Raw genomic sequence first — 14,634 nt, forward strand, 5'->3', positions numbered from 1 at the left:
CGGCGCGCGCTAGGCGGCCGACTTCGCCGGCCCCTTGGCCTCGTCCTGGGACTTGAAACCCCACAGCCCCAAGGCGCCGTTCTCCAGCTCGGCGCGAGTGAGCTTGCCGCTGGCTGCGGCCGTGCGCAGGGTCGACTGCAGGGCGAGGGCCGCCTCGGCCAGGCGGATGTCGTTGGTCTCGGCAGCCACGGCCTGCAGGTCGGCCACCTGGGCCATCATCGAGCGCAAGGCCTGGGCCGGGTTGGTGTCGATAGCGTCGATCGCCGCGCGCAGGATCTTCAGCGCCTGGGTGATGCGGTCGGCGATGGTCGGCGCCTCGCTGTCCGACTTGCGCTTGCGCGGACCCTGGTAGTCGCCGGAATTGAAGCGGCGGCGGTCCGGGCCGATATAGCGCACCGCCTCTACCCACGGCCGCGGCTTAAGCGTCACCGCCTCGACCCGGCGGGTCAGGTCCTTGATGGTGAAGGGCTTGCGCAGGAACTCGTGCACGCCGGCGTCGCGCGAGGCGGTGATGGTCTGGGCCGTGGCGTCCGCCGTCACCACCGTGATCGGGACCTTGCGGCAGGCCAGGCCGCTGTCGCGCAGCTCGCGCACGAAGGCCAGGCCATCCAGCGCCGGGCCGGTCAGTTCGGTGAAGATCATCTGCGGTTGGATCGCCGGGCAGGCCTCCATGGCGCCCTTGTGGGTCGCCTCCACATGAACGTACTTGGCCCCGAGCTGTTTCAGCAGATCGCCCAGCAGCCGCGCCGGCGCAGCATTCGGATCGACAATCAGCACCCTTTGCAGATGCGATGCGATCAGCCGCTGGGCTCTGGGATCGGGGTTGGACATGGGTGGACTCAGGAGGGGCGTAGAGCGCCTAAAGCTCCCACAAGCCTGGTAAACAAGCGCTTGACGCGCCCTCACCGACCCGCATTCGACGGCTCACGCGGTCGCTGCCCGCCCCAGACTGAGGCGCCACGGCGGAGGGGGGCGGCCGCTCGAAGGATGAGTTGCGTACGCAAACGCGTTGCGCCCCTCCGATGCCCCTGGAAGCCCGCCTACCCCTTTTCGACCACCCGGCTCCTTTCGCGGACGTGTTTCAGTATGGCCAGCGCCGATGTCTGAGGCACCTTGGTCAGGCCGGAATAGTCGCTGGCGCAGATGGCGTTGGCGATATTCGAGCCGACGGTTTCCGGCTTGACCCTGGATATGTGGTCCTCGTTCTTCTCGGCGCTTACCGATCCGTCTGCGTCACTATAGATGACATGCTTGATCGCGATCGTGCCGAGATCGCAGTTTATCTCGTACCTTATCCGCATGTAGTCGGCGCGATTGCCGTCCGGGAATGTCTTTGTGGTCTTGAAGGCGACGACCGTCCAGACCGTGCCGCCGACATGGGGCTTGAAGCGAGACTGCGACAGGTCGAGTAGTTCGAAACTGGGCTCGTCGCCCATCCCGGCGAGATAAAAAGTCGACCCGCCGGCTAACTGCTCGCCGGATGCGGCTGCGGCCACAGTCTGGCTGCCGGCCTCGGACGGCCCGGCAGGGGACTTCAAGGCGATGGCCATCGCCAGGCCCATCCCGGCCAGGGCGATGGCCGATAAAGCGCCCAGCCCCCAGTTTCGCCATTGCTTGGCTCGACGGCGGTCGAGGTTCGGCGGAGGCGCCCGGTCGGGTGGAGACGCGCTTGGCGAGGCGTCTGCGGCCGCCCGTTCAGATCTGGCTTTGGCGCGGAGTCGCAAATCATAGGCGGCGCGGCGATCCAGATCGCTGAGCGTCGCATAGGCCTCGCTGATCCGCTTCGCCTGGGCGTCCGCCCCGGCGCCGCCATTTGTGTCCGGATGGTACTTGCGCATGAGCGCACGGTAGGCGGCCTGAATGACTTCGGGCTCGGCGGTCGGGCTTACGCCGAGCGTCTCATAGTGCGTCGCCACCCGCTGAAGCCCCCGCCGCATAACCGCGCTATCAGATTAGTCGGAAGGCGTGAGGCGATGCAACGCGGCCGTGCAAATCCCAGCCACGGCAAATCGCGCGTCGGGAGCATCGTCTGAGAGGGGGAAAATGGTGGACGCGGCTGGGATTGAACCAGCGACCCCTACGATGTCAACGTAGTGCTCTCCCGCTGAGCTACGCGTCCCCGGCAGGAAGCGGGGTGTATATAGGCCAGCCGCGAAGGCTGCAAGCGGGCTTTGATCAGGCCGCCGCGACCATCCGTTCCACCTCGGCGACGATCTCGCGCAGGTGCACCGGCTTGGACAGGACCTTGGAGCCGGCGGGCGCCTGGTCGCGGGCCGACAGGGCCACGGCGGCGAAACCGGTGATGAACATGATGCGCAGGCCGGGCTGGCGCGAGGCGGCGATGCGGGCCACCTCGATGCCGTCGATGCCGGGCATGACGATGTCGGTCAGAAGCACGTCGAACGGCTGGTCGAGGCAATCGACGGCGCTCTCCCCGTCGGGGCAGGATTCCACCTCATAGCCCGCCCGCTCGAGCGCCCGCGCCAGGAAATTGCGCAGGGACTCGTCGTCTTCGGCCAGGAGGATTCGGACCGGCTTGGGCTGGCTCATGGACGCTCGCGAAGGCTGCCTACTGTCTATAGCCCATCCTAAGTCCGAGAGGGTAAACCAGGGATAAAGCCGGGCGCGACAAGCCTTCGTTGACCCACAGGTTTGGTCACGCGATAGTCATTCGCATGGACGCTTGGTCGGACTCGCCGGCGGCCTCGGCGCTGGAGGCCGAGCCGCCTTTTGTCGTGCGGCGGCCCGCGGCTGGGCTGGCGGGCCCGCTGGTGTTCGCCTCGCCCCATTCCGGCCGGCTGTATCCCGAGGGGCTGATGGCCGCCTCGGCCCTGGACGCCCTGGCTATCCGCCGCTCGGAAGACGCCCTGGTGGACCAGCTGATCCTGGGCGGGCTGGAGGTCGGCGCCAACCTGATCTGCGCCCGCTATGCCCGGGCCTATGTCGACGTGAACCGCGAGCCCTACGAGCTGGACCCGGCCATGTTCGAGGACGAGCTGCCCGACTTCGCCCGCGGGCGCTCGCCGCGGGTGGCGGCCGGGCTGGGATCGATCGCTCGCATCGTCGGCGAGGGGCAGGAGATCTACGACCGCAAGCTGACCTTCGCCGAGGCGGAAGCGCGCATCGAAACCATCCACGGCCCCTATCACGCGGCGCTGAAAGCCCTGGCGGAGGATGCGGTCGGCCGCCATGGCGCGGCGCTGCTGGTCGACTGGCATTCCATGCCGGCGGCCGCGGCGCGGCCGGTGGGCCGCGAGGGCTGTGACGTGGTGCTGGGCGACCGCTTCGGCGTCGCCTGCAGCGGGCGGGTGACCGACGCGGCCGAGGCGGCGTTCGTGGGCCTTGGCTACCGGGTCAGCCGCAACACCCCCTATGCCGGGGGCTACACCACCGAGGCCTATGGCCGGCCGAGCCAGGGAATGCACGCCTTGCAGATCGAGCTGAGCCGCGGCCTCTATCTGGACGAGGCCCAGCTGGAGCCCCACGCGGGCTATGACCGGTTGAGGGGCGACCTGGAGGCGGTGTTCCGGGCGCTGGCGACGGTGGCGGGCGAACTGGCTGCAGGGTGAGCCCTTCTTTCGGCGAGTGAAAGCCCGTTCAGCCGTTGAAACTCCGCACCGCCGCAATGATCCGGTCTTGCGTCTCTTCATCCAGATAGGCGTGCATTGGCAGGGCCAGGACCAGGTCGGCCTTGGCCTCGCTGACCGGCAGGCCGCCGGGCTGGGGATAGATCGAATAGCAGGCCTGGGTGTGCATCGGCATTGGATAGTAGGCGGCCGAGGGCACGCCCTGGGTCTTCAGGTGGGCGGCCAGGCCATCGCGATCGGGATGCTCGATTGTGTATTGCGCCCAGACCGAGACCCCGCCCTGGATCACCGCCGGGGTCTTGGCCCCCGACCCGGCCAGGCCCGCGGCGTAGCGTTCGGCGACCACGCCGCGCTTTTCGATCTCATCTGCGAAGATCTTCAGCTTCTCGATCAGGATCGCCGCCTGAATCGTGTCCAGCCGGCTGTTCAGGCCGACGCGCATGTTCAGGTACTTGGGGTCATGGTCGAAGGTGCGCCCCTGGATGTCGCTGGCGGTGGCCTTGCCATGTACGCGCAGTGAGTCCATCCGCTCGGCCAGCCAGTCGTCGTCGGTCAGCACCGCGCCGCCGTCGCCATAGCAGCCCAGCGGCTTGGCCGGGAAGAAGCTGGTGGTGACCACGTCGGCCCAGGCGCCCGGGTGCTGGCCGCCGAGGGTGCAGCCGAACCCCTGGGCTGAGTCAGCGATTAGCTTCAGACCGTGCTTCTTGGCGATGGCCGAGATGGCCGGATAGTCGGCCGGCTGGCCGAACAGGTCGACCGCGATGATCGCTCTGGGCGTCAAGGCGCCCTGCGCCTTGGTGGCCTGGATCGCGGCCTCCAGCTTGGCCGGGTCGAGGTTGTAGGTGTCCTCCAGGATGTCGACGAACACCGGTGAGGCGCCAAGCCACGGGATCACCTCGCCGGTCGCGGCGAAGGTGAAGCTGGGGCAGAACACCGCATCGCCGGGACCGACCTCCCAGGCCATCAGCGGCAGCACCAGGGCCTCGGTGCCGTTGGCGCAGCCAAGGGCGTGCTTCGAGCCCGCAAAGGCGGCCAGTTGCTCCTCGAAGGCGCGCACCTCCGGCCCCATCACATAGGCCCCGTGGGCCAGGACGCGGGCGATGGCGGCGTCGATCTCCGGCTTGATGCGGCGCTGCTGGGCGGCGAGGTCGATGAAGGCGATGGTCATGCAAATATCCCGAAACTGTCGGGGGCGCCTAATAGGGGCGGGGCTCGCCCAAGGCGACACAAACCCTGTAACCGGTTGTTTCGCCTGGCGAAGCGGCCCTGGCCGCCTCTGGAACGCCACGGTGGGCGCGCCGTGTGGCGTTAAGTAGCGGCTAACAGCCGCTGGGTAGGCTTATTTCTTCAGAGCTTCACCCGCCAAATCCAATTTCCATGTCCACCTCTTCGCCCCAGGTCCAGGTCGAGCCGGCGCCGCAGGAAGCGCGCGTCGATCGCATAGCGTCCGCCGCGGCCCTGGACATGCTGGAACGGCTGAAGGACCCGGCGCTGCTGGCCAGCGGGGCGGTGAACCTGATCGCACTCGACGCCATCCAGGCCAAGCTGGGCGACCGCTGGGAGACCAAGCGCGGCCGGGTCTGGGAGCATGTCGAGCGCGAAATCGAGCGCACGATCGGCCCAGCCAACCTGTCGGTGCGCCTGGACGACACCCACTATCTGATCGCCCTGCCCTCCAGCCCGGGCCTGGCGGCTCAGGCCACCTGCCTGACCGTGCTGCAGGACGTCTTGAAGTTCTTTCTGGGCGAACTTCGCCCCGCCGACATGGCCGTGCGCAACATCTCGGCGATCGAGGGCGCAGAGATCATCTCGGCGCCGGTTGACCTGCACCGGCTGCATGCCGCGGCAAGCGCGCCGCAGGCTCCGGCTGCCGCTTCCACGGCGCGCCAGGGCGCCGGCGCGCCCAGCCCTTCGGCGCCCTCGACCGCGATCATGCTGGGCGAGGAGGCCCCGGCGGCTCCTGACTGGCGCCCGCCCCTGGCCGGCCGCTCCTTCCGCGAACGGGTGGAGCCGCCCAAGCGGCCGCCGTTCGAGCTGACCGTCTCGGATGAGCCGGTGTGGAATCTGCGCCAGGGGATCATCACCTCCTTCGTCATCGACCGGGCCGGCGCCCCGGCCGGCGCCGACGCCCCGGTGCAGGAGGAGATCGACATGGCGGTGTTCCGCCACGCCGCCGATCTCCTGCGCGAGCATGCCAGCCAGGGCGGCCCGTTCGTGCTGCACGTGCCGGTGCATTTCATGTCGCTGGCGACCCAGCGCACGCGACTGCGGCTCCTCGGCGTCACCCAGCCGGTGCGCGAGGCCATGCGCCAGATGGTGCTCTTGGAAATCTGCGGCCTCGACCCCGGCGTGCCGCCCAGCCGCCTGATCGAGGTGATCGGCCTGGTTCGCTCCCTGTGTGGCGGGGTGCTCGGGCGGGTAAGGCCCAGCAAGCCGGCGCTCGCCGCCGTGCGCGGCTGTGGCCTGAAGGGCCTCGTCATCGAGGCCCCCCTGCTGGCGCCGCAAGGCCCGGAGGGCGAGGCGAGGCTGAAAGTGTTCGCCGGCGCAGCGCACGGTCTCAGCCCCAACCTGATCATCCACGGCCTGCCGACCCCGAACCTGATCGACGTCGCCGCTTCGGCAGGCTTCACCCACGCCAGCGCGGCCCCTCTGCCGGGCAAATAGGCGGCTTTCGCCGGATCTTTGGCCGCCCGCCCCCTGCGCCGGCCGCGCAACCTCGCTATATGCGCCAGGCGCAGAGGACGGAGGAGGATGCGATGAAGCTGATCGGGATGTGGGATTCGCCCTATGTTCGGCGGGTGGCGATTTCACTGAGGCTCATGGGCCTGCCCTTCCAGGCCGAGCAGCTGTCGGTGTTCCGCAACTTCGACGAATTCGCCGCCGTCAGCCCGGTGGTCAAGGCGCCCAGCCTGGTCACCGACGAGGGCGTGGTCCTGATGGACTCGACCCTGATCCTGGAACACCTGGAGCGGCTGGCGCCGGCCGGACGCAGCCTGATCCCGCAGGACCCCGCGGCGCACCTGAAGAGCCTGAAGATCATCGGCCTGGCCATGGCCGCCTGCGAGAAGACCGTGCAGGTGGTCTACGAGCACAACCTGCGCCCGGCGGCGAAGCTGCACGAGCCCTGGCTGGAGCGGGTCACCGGCCAGCTGCAGTGCGCCTTCGCCGGGCTGGAGGCCGAGATCGGCGATCCCGCGGCCTGGCTGACCGGCGATCGCATCCAGCAGGCCGACGTGACCACCGCCGTGGCCTGGACCTTCACCCGCTTCACCCAGCCGGGCCTCGCAGACCCCGCAGCCTATCCCAAGCTCGCGGCGTTCGCGTCCAGGCTGGAGGCTCTGCCGGAGTTCAGGGATACGCCGCTGGAATAATTCTGGGGTTTCAGGCCCGGATTGCTTCGATCCTGTCCCACAGAGCCGCCGCCGCGTCTGCGCCGCCGAAGCGCTTCAATTGCTGGGCGCCGGTGGGAGAAGTGACGTTGATCTCGGTCAGGTAGTCGCCGATCACGTCGATGCCGACGAACAGCAGGCCACGCCGCTTCAGTTCGGGGGCGATGATGGCGCAGAGCTCCAGATCGCGGGCGGTGAGCTCCACCGCCTCGGCGCGGCCGCCGCGGGCGAGGTTCGAGCGCACCTGGCCCTCGGCGGGGATGCGATTGATGGCGCCGACCGGCTCGCCGTCGACCAGCAGGATGCGTTTATCCCCCTTGCTCACGGCCGGTATGAACTTCTGGGCGATCACCGGCTCGCGGCCGATCATGCCGTGCAGCTCCAGAAGGGCGTCGAGGTTGGGATCGTCCGCCTTCAGCCGCACCACGCCCGAGCCGCCGCCGCCATAGAGCGGCTTGAGCACCATGTCGCCGTGGCGGTCGCGGAAATCGTAGATCGCCTCGGGATCCGAGGTGATCAGGGTCGGCGGCTGCACGCCCGGGAAGTCGGTGACGAACAGCTTTTCCGGCGCGTTGCGGACCTCGGCCGGATTGTTCACCACCAGGGTCTTGGGGTGGATCTTCTCCAGGAAGTAGGTCGCGGTGATGTAGGCCATGTCGAACGGCGGGTCCTGGCGCATCAGGATCACGTCCATCTCGGACAGGTCGCGGGTCTCGTAACCGCCCAGCCGGTGGTGGTCGCCCTTGACCGCCTGCAGGTTCAGCGCCCGGCCGCGGGCCAGCACCCGCCCCTCCTCCAGGGCGATGCGGTCGGGCGTGTAGACCCACAGGCCATGGCCGCGGAGCTGCGCCTCCATCATCATGAAGAAGGTGGTGTCGGTGTCGATATTGATCCCTTCGACCGGGTCCATCTGGATGGCGACCTTGAGGGACATGGGACGGCGCTCCTGGACCGAAACCGAAAGGGTGGCCGAGATTTAGGGGCTCGAAGGCCGTCCAGCTAGTTCAAACGCATCCGCACCCGCTCGCGGGCGGCGCGGGCGGCCACGGCGGCGCCGCCGTCGAGGGCTTGGGCGCGCGCCAGGGCTTCCAGGGCGCCGGCCAAGGCGCCCAGCCCCTCGCGCGCCGTCGCCACGTCCAGCCAGGGGCGGTGGTCGGCAGGGTCCAGCAAGGCCCGGCGCATGGCCGAGCGCTCGGCCCTGGCGAAGTCGCGGGCCTGGATGGCGCGGGCATAGATGTTGTTCTGCAGCCGCAGGATCACGCTGCGGTCGTCGGTGGGAACCATCAGGGCCTCCAGCCGCTCGGCGACATCGCTGGTCAGGCCGGCCATGTAGGCGCGCCGGGTCAACTCCGAGGGCAGCACCACCCGCCCCTCGCTGAATGGATCGAGGGCCAGGGGGCCTTCGCCGGTCTCGATGCGCAACAGGAAGTGGCCGGGAAAGTCGACCCCTCGCACCTGCAGGCCGCAGCGCCGCCCGATCTCCAGATAGATCACCCCCAGCGCCACCGGCAGGCCCTTGCGCCGCTCGAACACCGAAAGGATGTCCGCATTGTCGGGGTGGTCATAGGTGATCAGGTCGCCGGCCAGGCGCATGTCGCCGGCCATGGTCTCGGCCAGGGCCTCCTCAGGAGATTCCACGCGCTCCAGCCGCGCCTTCAGCCTCCGGGTCGCCTCCGCCGCCAGGGCGCGCGCAGGTTCAGGATCGCGCGTCGGATCCTCGTGCAGGGAGCAGGCGATCGCCGCGTCGAGAAGCGGAAAGCGGCCCTCGGCCTGTTCGCCGATGGCGGCCAGCGTCTTTTCGGCCTCGTCCCGCGTCATGCAGCCTCCCTAGGTCACAGGTCACACGACGGGGCCACTCGAATCAACGTGCAAGCGAATACCCATGAACGACTGAAAGCTATTTTAGATCAGAATCATCTCCCCACGCGTTGGCGAGATGTCGCGGCCAGCGGCCCGGCGCCAGGGCTATGACGTCCAGCCGAACGCGCGTTTCGGCAAGGCCGGGGCTGCGGGCGGCGATCTGGGCGGCGGCCCGCCTCAGGCGCTCGCGCTGGACGGGTCCCACCGCTTCGACGGCGGCGGCGAGGCTCTGGCGCTGCTTGACCTCGACCACCGCCAGCACCCGGCCTCGGCGGGCCAGGAGATCGATCTCACCCTGGGGCGTCTTCAGGCGAAAGCCGAGGATACGGTAGCCCTTGGCCATCAGCCACAGCGCAGCCCAGACTTCGGCCCGCCGGCCGCTGCGCCGGGCTCGGCCGCCGCGCCGCGCCCGCGCCTGGCTCAACGGGCGCCCTTCAGTTCCAGGGCGCGGCGGTAGAGGTCGCGGCGCGAGAGCCCCAGGGCCTGCGCCACTTCGGACGCAGCCTCGGCTGGGCCGACCCGGGTCAGGGCCTCGGTCAAGGCCGCATCGGCGTCGGCGGCCGTCGCGGCCACTTCGGCGCCCGGCGCCACCAGCACCACCAACTCGCCCTTGGGCGCCTGCATCGCCGGATTGGCGGCCAGCTGGTCGAGCGGGCCGCGCGTCAGAGTCTCGTAGAGCTTGGTCAGCTCGCGGGCGACCACAGCCTCGCGCGGGCCGAACACGGCGGCCATGTCGGCCAGACTGGCGCCCAGCCGCGAGGCGCCCTCGTAGAACACCAGGCTGGCGCGAATGGGGGCCAACTCCGCGAAGAAAGCCTTGCGCGCCGCGCTCTTGGGCGGCGGAAAGCCGGCGAACAGGAAGCGGTCGGTAGGCAGGCCCGCCACGCTGAGCGCCGTGATCGCCGCCGAGGCGCCGGGGATGGGGACCACATTGGCGCCCTGGGCGACCGCCTCGCGCACAAGGCGGAAGCCGGGATCGGAGATCAGGGGCGTGCCGGCGTCGGACACCAGGGCCACGCGCTTGCCCTCGGCCAGGGCCGCCAGCACCTTAGGCCGCGCCTGGGCGGCGGCGTGCTCGTCATAGCGCTGAAGGCGGGCCGAGAGACCATAGGCCGCGAGCAGCTTGCCGGTGACACGCGTGTCTTCGGCCAGCACCAGATCGGCGGCGGCGAGCACGTCCAGGGCGCGCAGCGTGATGTCGCGCAGATTGCCAATCGGCGTGGCCACCACATAGAGGCCAGGCGTGAGCGGTGCGGTGCTGAGGAGCGGCGGAGGGAGCTTTTCGGCCAAGGGCTGTGTCCGGCTTTTCTCTAGACCACCAGGCCCTATTCTCCCTCGAACGCCCAGGCCTTGATCAGCTGGTGCGCGATGGCCAGCGCCGGCGGCGCCCAGGCGCCGGGGTATTCGCCCTTCACCAGGGCGCGGGCGTCCTCGCGACTGAACCAGCGGACCTCCTCCAGTTCGGTCTGGTCGGGGGCGGCGGCGTCATCCGAGACCTCGGCGATCAGGCCGATCATCAGCGAGGACGGATAGGGCCAGGGCTGGGTCGAGTGATAGCGGACCGAGGTGGCCGTCAGCCCCGCCTCCTCCTTGATCTCGCGGGCGCAGGCCTCCTCGATGGTCTCGCCGGGCTCGAGGAACCCGGCCAAGGCCGAGTACATGCCCTTGGGCCACACAGCCTGGCGGCCCAGAAGGCATCGCTCGCCAAAGGTCGGCAGCATGATCACCACCGGGTCGGTGCGGGGGAAGTGCTCGGTGCGGCAGGCGTCGCAAACCCGCTTCCAGCCGCCGTCGACAGCAGTGGTGCGCTCGCCGCAATTGGGGCAGCAGCCGTGCTTGCGCCGCCATTCGAACACCGCCTTGGCCGTGGCGATCATGGCCGCGTCGGTCGCCGGCAGGCGCAGGGCCGTGGCGCGCAGGTCCTCGAATCGGCCGAAACCGTTCAGCGGGCCGCTGGCGGGATCGGCCTCGCCCTCCAGGTCGATGGCGAACACCGCCGTCTCTTTCCATAGGCCCAGGAACAGCACCCGTTCCTCGCCCGCCGCCAGTTCCTTGGCGAGCGCGGTAGGCAGATAGGCGATGCGCACCGGCTTGTCGGGGCCATCAGGCTCCTTGGTCCCGTCCTCCACCAACGGCCGGCCGTTCCATAGGGCCAGCGCCAGGGACTCAGGCTCGTCCAGTTTCTGACGCAGCCAGTCGCGGTCGCCGCGCCGCTCGCTGGCGCGATCCAGCGGGTTGCCGGCGAAGGTGTTGGTGATGATCGAGAGGGGCATGGGACAAGCCTAGCAAAGCGGGTGCGACCGCGCGAGACTTGCATCTCGGCCCTCTAGACGCGATATAGCGCCCCGGAGGCTGGCGGCGGGCGGAGTCCTCGCCAACCTGGTCAGGTCCGGAAGGAAGCAGCCACAACGAGTTTCGCTCCGGGTCGCCGTTCAGTCTCCACCCTTTCCCTTCCGCCTTTTTGTGCGTGGTTCGAGACAGCCGCTAGCGCGGCCTCCTCACCATGACTAGGTTTGGCGGTCACCACGAAAATCAGTCATGGTGAGGAGCGGCCCAAAGGGTCGCGTCTCGAACCACGCACTTGAGGCGCCCAGACCGAGGCCTTAATGGACGAAGACCTGCCGAGCGACATCGCCGAAGCCGACGAGCGCGACGACAAGACCTTTTCCATGTTCGGCGACGCCGAGCCGGCCACCACGCCTGCGCCGGAGGGTCCCGCCTACCAGGTGCTGGCGCGCAAGTACCGGCCGCGGAAGTTCGAGGACCTGATCGGGCAAGAGGCGATGGTGCGCACCCTGCGCAACGCCTTCGCCTCGGGCCGCATCGCCCACGCCTTCATGCTCACCGGGGTCCGCGGGGTCGGCAAGACCACCACCGCACGCCTTTTGGCCCGCGCCCTCAACTTCGACAGCGATACGGTGCACGAGCCGTCCCTGGATCTCTCGGTCGAGGGCGTGCACTGCCGCTCGATCATCGAGGGCCGGCACTTGGACGTCTTGGAGCTGGACGCCGCCAGCCGCACCAAGGTCGACGACATGCGCGAACTGCTGGACGGGGTGCGCTATGCCCCCGTCCAGGCGCGCTACAAGGTCTACATCATCGACGAAGTGCACATGCTGTCGACGGCGGCGTTCAACGCGCTGCTCAAGACCCTGGAAGAGCCGCCGCCGCACGCCAAGTTCATCTTCGCCACTACCGAGATCCGCAAGGTCCCGGTGACCATCCTCTCGCGCTGCCAGCGCTTCGACCTGCGCCGCGTCGAGCCTGAGGTGATCGTCCGGAACCTGGAACAGATCTTGGAGACCGAAGGCGCGCGGCTGGAGCCCGAGGGCCTGACCCTGATCGCCCGCGCCGCCGAGGGCTCGGTGCGCGACGCCCAGTCCCTCTTGGACCAGGCCATCGTCCAGGCCGAGCGCGGCCAGGTGGTGCCGGCGGCGGTGGTGCGCGACATGCTGGGCCTGGCCGACCGCGGCCAGACCATCGACCTTTTCGAGCTGGCCATGCGCGGCAAGACCGGCGAGGCGCTGGAAGCGTTCAAGACCCTCTACGGCTTCGGCGCCGACCCGGTGGTGGTGGTGCTGGACCTTCTGGAACACGCCCACGGCGCTTCGGTGGCCAAGGCGCTCGGCCCCGACGCGCTCGGCCTGCCGCAGGAACAGGCGGCCAAGCTCGCCGCCATCGGCGCCGGCGCCTCGGCCGGAACCCTGGCGCGGGTGTGGCAGATGCTGCTCAAGGCGCACGACGACGCCCGCCGCGCCCCCGACCCCAAGGCCGCGGTGGACATGGCCCTGATCCGCCTCTGCTACGCCGCCGACCTGCCGGGGCCGGAGGAGGCGCTGAAAGCCCTGCGCGACGGCGCGCCCGCAGGCGGAGGTGGCGGCGCGTCCCAAGGCCCGTCCGGTGGCGGAGGCGGAGGCGCGACCGCCCAGGCCCGCATGGTCGCCCCACGCCCGGCGGCGCCCCAGGCCGCGGTCAAGCTGGAGTCCTTCGAGGACGTCTGCGCTCTGATCGAACAGCGCCGCGACATCGGCCTGAAGCTGGACGTGGACCGCTTCATGCGCCCGATCAGCTTCCGACCTGGCGCCATCACCTTCGAGCCGGCCCCCGGCGCCCCGTCCAACCTGGCCCAGCGCCTGGTCGCCCGGCTGAAGGAATGGACCGGCCAACCCTGGCTGGTGGCCGCCGAGGGCGGCGGCGGCGCCGAAAGCGCTTGGGAGCGGGAAAAACGCGAGCAGCGAGAGACCCGGGCCGAGGTCGAGGCCGACCCCTTCATCGTCCAGGTCATGCAGGCCTTCCCCGGCGCCGAGATCCTCTCCATCCGCCGGCCCCAGGTGGTCGTCGAACCGCCGCCGGTCGAAGACGGCGAGAGCGTCGAGGACGACGACTAGACCCCGGGCGTCCCGACGCCCATCTTCCTGAATACGAGACCCCTATCGGAGCCCGCCATGAAAGACCTCGGCGCCTTGATGAAACAGGCCCAGGCCATGCAGCAGAAGCTGCAGGAAGCCCAGGCCAAGCTGGCCGAAACCGAGGTCGAGGGCGCCTCCGGCGGCGGCATGGTCAAGGTGACCCTCCTGGGCTCGGGCGAGCTGAAGGGCGTGGTGATCGACGACGAGCTGATGCGCCCGGGCGAGGGCGAGCTTCTGGGCGACCTCCTGGTCGCCGCCCACGCCGACGCCAAGCGCAAGCTGGACGCCGCCCAGGCCGAAACCATGAAGCAGGTCGCCGGCCCCCTAGCCGGCATGCCCGGCTTCCCCAAGTTCTAGCCGTTTGGCCGCCTCCGCCGGACCCGAGATCGAACGCCTGATCGCCCTCCTGGCCAAGCTGCCGGGCCTGGGGCCGAGGTCGGCGCGCCGCTCGGCCCTGGCGCTGCTGAAGCGCCGCGATCAGCTGCTGGTCCCCCTGGCCCAGGCCATGACCGCGGCGGCCGAGCAGGTGAAGACCTGCTCTATCTGCGGCTCGCTGGACTCCACCGATCCCTGCTCGGTCTGCAGCGATCGCACCCGCGACGGCGCTCTGCTGTGCGTGGTGGAAGAGGTCGGCGGCCTCTGGGCGCTCGAGCGCGGCGGCTCCTATCGAGGCCGCTACCACGTGCTCGGCGGCCTGCTGTCCGCCCTCGACGGCCGAGGCCCCGAGTCCTTGCGCGTCGGCGAACTGGTCGCCCGCGCCGGCTCCGGCGAGGTGCGCGAGGTGATCCTGGCCCTCCCCGCCACCGTCGACGGCCAGACCACCGCCCACTACCTCGCCGAACGCCTGGCCCAGACCGGGGCCGCAGTCACCAGCTTGGCGCGCGGCGTGCCGGTGGGCGGCGAGCTGGACTGGCTGGATGATGGAACGATCGCCCAGGCCTTGAGGGCGAGACGGCCGGCTTAGGTTGCCAGTTTGTTCTAAACCTGGTATTGAAATCGCTATATTAAAGCCGCTCATCCCCGCGAAGGCGGGGATCCAGGTTTCACATGGCGTTCTTCACCTGTCTCCTCAGTAGCGGCCGCAACAAAACCCTCTACTGCGGCCATACCGACGACCTGACCAGCCGCATCTGGGAGCACAGAGAGAAGCTGTTCAAAGGCTTCACGGCCGACTACGGCGTCGATCGCCTGGTCTGGTACGAGGTTCATGATACCCGTGAGGCGGCCTTCGTTCGCGAATGCCAGATCAAGAAATGGAATCGCAGCTGGAAAGTCCGGATGATCGAGACGGGCAATCCGAAATGGCGCGATCTCTATTAGACGCTGAACCAATAGTGCGCCGGCCCCTGGATCCCCGCCTTCGCGGGGATGAGCGGATTTTATATGGTT

At 69.2% G+C, this 14,634-nt stretch carries 16 protein-coding genes, 1 tRNA gene and 1 other RNA gene; 8 read left to right on the forward strand and 10 right to left on the reverse strand.

All coding sequences use genetic code 11. The features are described 5' to 3' along the window. Positions 1 to 9 precede the first annotated feature (9 nt). The 4 genes from KCG34_RS14770 to KCG34_RS14785 form a co-directional block, all read right to left on the reverse strand. Positions 10 to 831, reverse strand: a complete 822-nt coding sequence (locus tag KCG34_RS14770) for a response regulator transcription factor (protein ID WP_211936412.1) — start codon at positions 829 to 831, stop codon at positions 10 to 12. A gap of 209 nt (positions 832 to 1,040) precedes the next feature. Beyond that, complete coding sequence (locus KCG34_RS14775) at positions 1,041 to 1,916, reverse strand: J domain-containing protein (RefSeq protein ID WP_211936413.1); 876 nt, start codon at positions 1,914 to 1,916, stop codon at positions 1,041 to 1,043. Between the two features lie 128 nt (positions 1,917 to 2,044). Beyond that, positions 2,045 to 2,119, reverse strand: a tRNA-Val gene (locus tag KCG34_RS14780). A gap of 56 nt (positions 2,120 to 2,175) precedes the next feature. Next, positions 2,176 to 2,550 carry a response regulator gene (locus tag KCG34_RS14785; protein WP_211936414.1) on the reverse strand — a complete coding sequence of 125 codons (375 nt, stop codon included), beginning with the start codon at positions 2,548 to 2,550 and terminating at the stop codon, positions 2,176 to 2,178. Between the two features lie 125 nt (positions 2,551 to 2,675). On the opposite strand from KCG34_RS14785, the gene KCG34_RS14790 reads away from it, so the two are divergent. Continuing rightward, complete coding sequence (locus KCG34_RS14790) at positions 2,676 to 3,569, forward strand: N-formylglutamate amidohydrolase (protein ID WP_211936415.1); 894 nt, start codon at positions 2,676 to 2,678, stop codon at positions 3,567 to 3,569. Between the two features lie 28 nt (positions 3,570 to 3,597). Here the strand turns inward: KCG34_RS14790 and KCG34_RS14795 are convergent, their stop codons facing one another. Further along, positions 3,598 to 4,755, reverse strand: a complete 1,158-nt coding sequence (locus KCG34_RS14795; RefSeq protein WP_211936416.1) for a DegT/DnrJ/EryC1/StrS family aminotransferase — start codon at positions 4,753 to 4,755, stop codon at positions 3,598 to 3,600. A 209-nt stretch (positions 4,756 to 4,964) separates the two neighbouring features. Between KCG34_RS14795 and KCG34_RS14800 the strand changes: the two genes are divergently transcribed. Further along, on the forward strand, positions 4,965 to 6,251 hold the full coding sequence (locus KCG34_RS14800; RefSeq protein WP_211936417.1) for a hypothetical protein: 1,287 nt from the start codon (positions 4,965 to 4,967) through the stop codon (positions 6,249 to 6,251). 92 nt (positions 6,252 to 6,343) lie between these two features. Then, on the forward strand, positions 6,344 to 6,958 hold the full coding sequence (locus KCG34_RS14805; RefSeq protein ID WP_211936418.1) for a glutathione S-transferase family protein: 615 nt from the start codon (positions 6,344 to 6,346) through the stop codon (positions 6,956 to 6,958). 10 nt (positions 6,959 to 6,968) lie between these two features. Here the strand turns inward: KCG34_RS14805 and gshB are convergent, their stop codons facing one another. The 5 genes from gshB to nudC all read right to left on the reverse strand — a co-directional run bounded on the left by gshB (position 6,969) and on the right by nudC (position 11,109). Next, positions 6,969 to 7,910 carry a glutathione synthase gene (gshB, locus tag KCG34_RS14810; RefSeq protein ID WP_211936419.1) on the reverse strand — a complete coding sequence of 314 codons (942 nt, stop codon included), beginning with the start codon at positions 7,908 to 7,910 and terminating at the stop codon, positions 6,969 to 6,971. A 65-nt stretch (positions 7,911 to 7,975) separates the two neighbouring features. After that, entirely contained in the window at positions 7,976 to 8,794 is an 819-nt protein-coding gene (locus KCG34_RS14815; protein ID WP_211936420.1) for a SirB1 family protein, read from the reverse strand. 79 nt (positions 8,795 to 8,873) lie between these two features. Then, a complete protein-coding gene (locus tag KCG34_RS14820; protein WP_211936421.1) occupies positions 8,874 to 9,260 on the reverse strand; it encodes a YraN family protein in 387 nt (128 codons plus the stop codon). Continuing rightward, the gene (gene rsmI, locus KCG34_RS14825; protein ID WP_211936422.1) at positions 9,257 to 10,126 is read right to left on the reverse strand and encodes a 16S rRNA (cytidine(1402)-2'-O)-methyltransferase; all 870 of its coding nucleotides are present in this window, start codon (positions 10,124 to 10,126) and stop codon (positions 9,257 to 9,259) included. The genes KCG34_RS14820 and rsmI overlap by 4 nt, the downstream gene beginning before the upstream one ends. 35 nt (positions 10,127 to 10,161) lie before the next feature. Then, on the reverse strand, positions 10,162 to 11,109 hold the full coding sequence (nudC, locus tag KCG34_RS14830) for an NAD(+) diphosphatase (protein WP_211936423.1): 948 nt from the start codon (positions 11,107 to 11,109) through the stop codon (positions 10,162 to 10,164). A 74-nt stretch (positions 11,110 to 11,183) separates the two neighbouring features. On the opposite strand from nudC, the gene ffs reads away from it, so the two are divergent. The 5 genes from ffs (at position 11,184) to KCG34_RS14855 (ending at position 14,565) form a co-directional block, all read left to right on the forward strand. Continuing rightward, an RNA gene (gene ffs / locus KCG34_RS14835) (signal recognition particle sRNA small type) lies at positions 11,184 to 11,280 on the forward strand. Positions 11,281 to 11,442: 162 nt separating this feature from the next. After that, complete coding sequence (locus KCG34_RS14840) at positions 11,443 to 13,224, forward strand: DNA polymerase III subunit gamma/tau (protein ID WP_211936424.1); 1,782 nt, start codon at positions 11,443 to 11,445, stop codon at positions 13,222 to 13,224. A gap of 57 nt (positions 13,225 to 13,281) precedes the next feature. Continuing rightward, positions 13,282 to 13,602, forward strand: a complete 321-nt coding sequence (locus KCG34_RS14845) for a YbaB/EbfC family nucleoid-associated protein (protein WP_211936425.1) — start codon at positions 13,282 to 13,284, stop codon at positions 13,600 to 13,602. A 4-nt stretch (positions 13,603 to 13,606) separates the two neighbouring features. Further along, positions 13,607 to 14,209 (forward strand): recombination mediator RecR, encoded by a 603-nt coding sequence (gene recR / locus KCG34_RS14850; RefSeq protein WP_211936426.1) that lies wholly within the window; start codon positions 13,607 to 13,609, stop codon positions 14,207 to 14,209. 83 nt (positions 14,210 to 14,292) lie between these two features. Further along, positions 14,293 to 14,565: a GIY-YIG nuclease family protein gene (locus tag KCG34_RS14855; protein WP_211936427.1), complete on the forward strand. Its 273-nt coding sequence runs from the start codon at positions 14,293 to 14,295 to the stop codon at positions 14,563 to 14,565. Positions 14,566 to 14,634: the final 69 nt, after the last annotated feature.

The organism is Phenylobacterium montanum (assembly GCF_018135625.1).
GTDB classification, from domain to species: Bacteria; Pseudomonadota; Alphaproteobacteria; order Caulobacterales; family Caulobacteraceae; genus Poindextera; species Poindextera montana.

Coding starts and splice junctions, on each gene's coding strand:
- KCG34_RS14815 (WP_211936420.1), bottom strand. CDS start 8,794: ATGACGCGGGACGAGGCCGAAAAGACGCTGGCCGCCATCGGCGAACAG.
- KCG34_RS14795 (WP_211936416.1), bottom strand. CDS start 4,755: ATGACCATCGCCTTCATCGACCTCGCCGCCCAGCAGCGCCGCATCAAG.
- KCG34_RS14840 (WP_211936424.1), top strand. CDS start 11,443: ATGGACGAAGACCTGCCGAGCGACATCGCCGAAGCCGACGAGCGCGAC.
- KCG34_RS14770 (WP_211936412.1), bottom strand. CDS start 831: ATGTCCAACCCCGATCCCAGAGCCCAGCGGCTGATCGCATCGCATCTG.
- KCG34_RS14800 (WP_211936417.1), top strand. CDS start 4,965: ATGTCCACCTCTTCGCCCCAGGTCCAGGTCGAGCCGGCGCCGCAGGAA.
- KCG34_RS14855 (WP_211936427.1), top strand. CDS start 14,293: ATGGCGTTCTTCACCTGTCTCCTCAGTAGCGGCCGCAACAAAACCCTC.
- KCG34_RS14805 (WP_211936418.1), top strand. CDS start 6,344: ATGAAGCTGATCGGGATGTGGGATTCGCCCTATGTTCGGCGGGTGGCG.
- KCG34_RS14845 (WP_211936425.1), top strand. CDS start 13,282: ATGAAAGACCTCGGCGCCTTGATGAAACAGGCCCAGGCCATGCAGCAG.
- KCG34_RS14785 (WP_211936414.1), bottom strand. CDS start 2,550: ATGAGCCAGCCCAAGCCGGTCCGAATCCTCCTGGCCGAAGACGACGAG.
- KCG34_RS14790 (WP_211936415.1), top strand. CDS start 2,676: ATGGACGCTTGGTCGGACTCGCCGGCGGCCTCGGCGCTGGAGGCCGAG.
- nudC (WP_211936423.1), bottom strand. CDS start 11,109: ATGCCCCTCTCGATCATCACCAACACCTTCGCCGGCAACCCGCTGGAT.
- gshB (WP_211936419.1), bottom strand. CDS start 7,910: ATGTCCCTCAAGGTCGCCATCCAGATGGACCCGGTCGAAGGGATCAAT.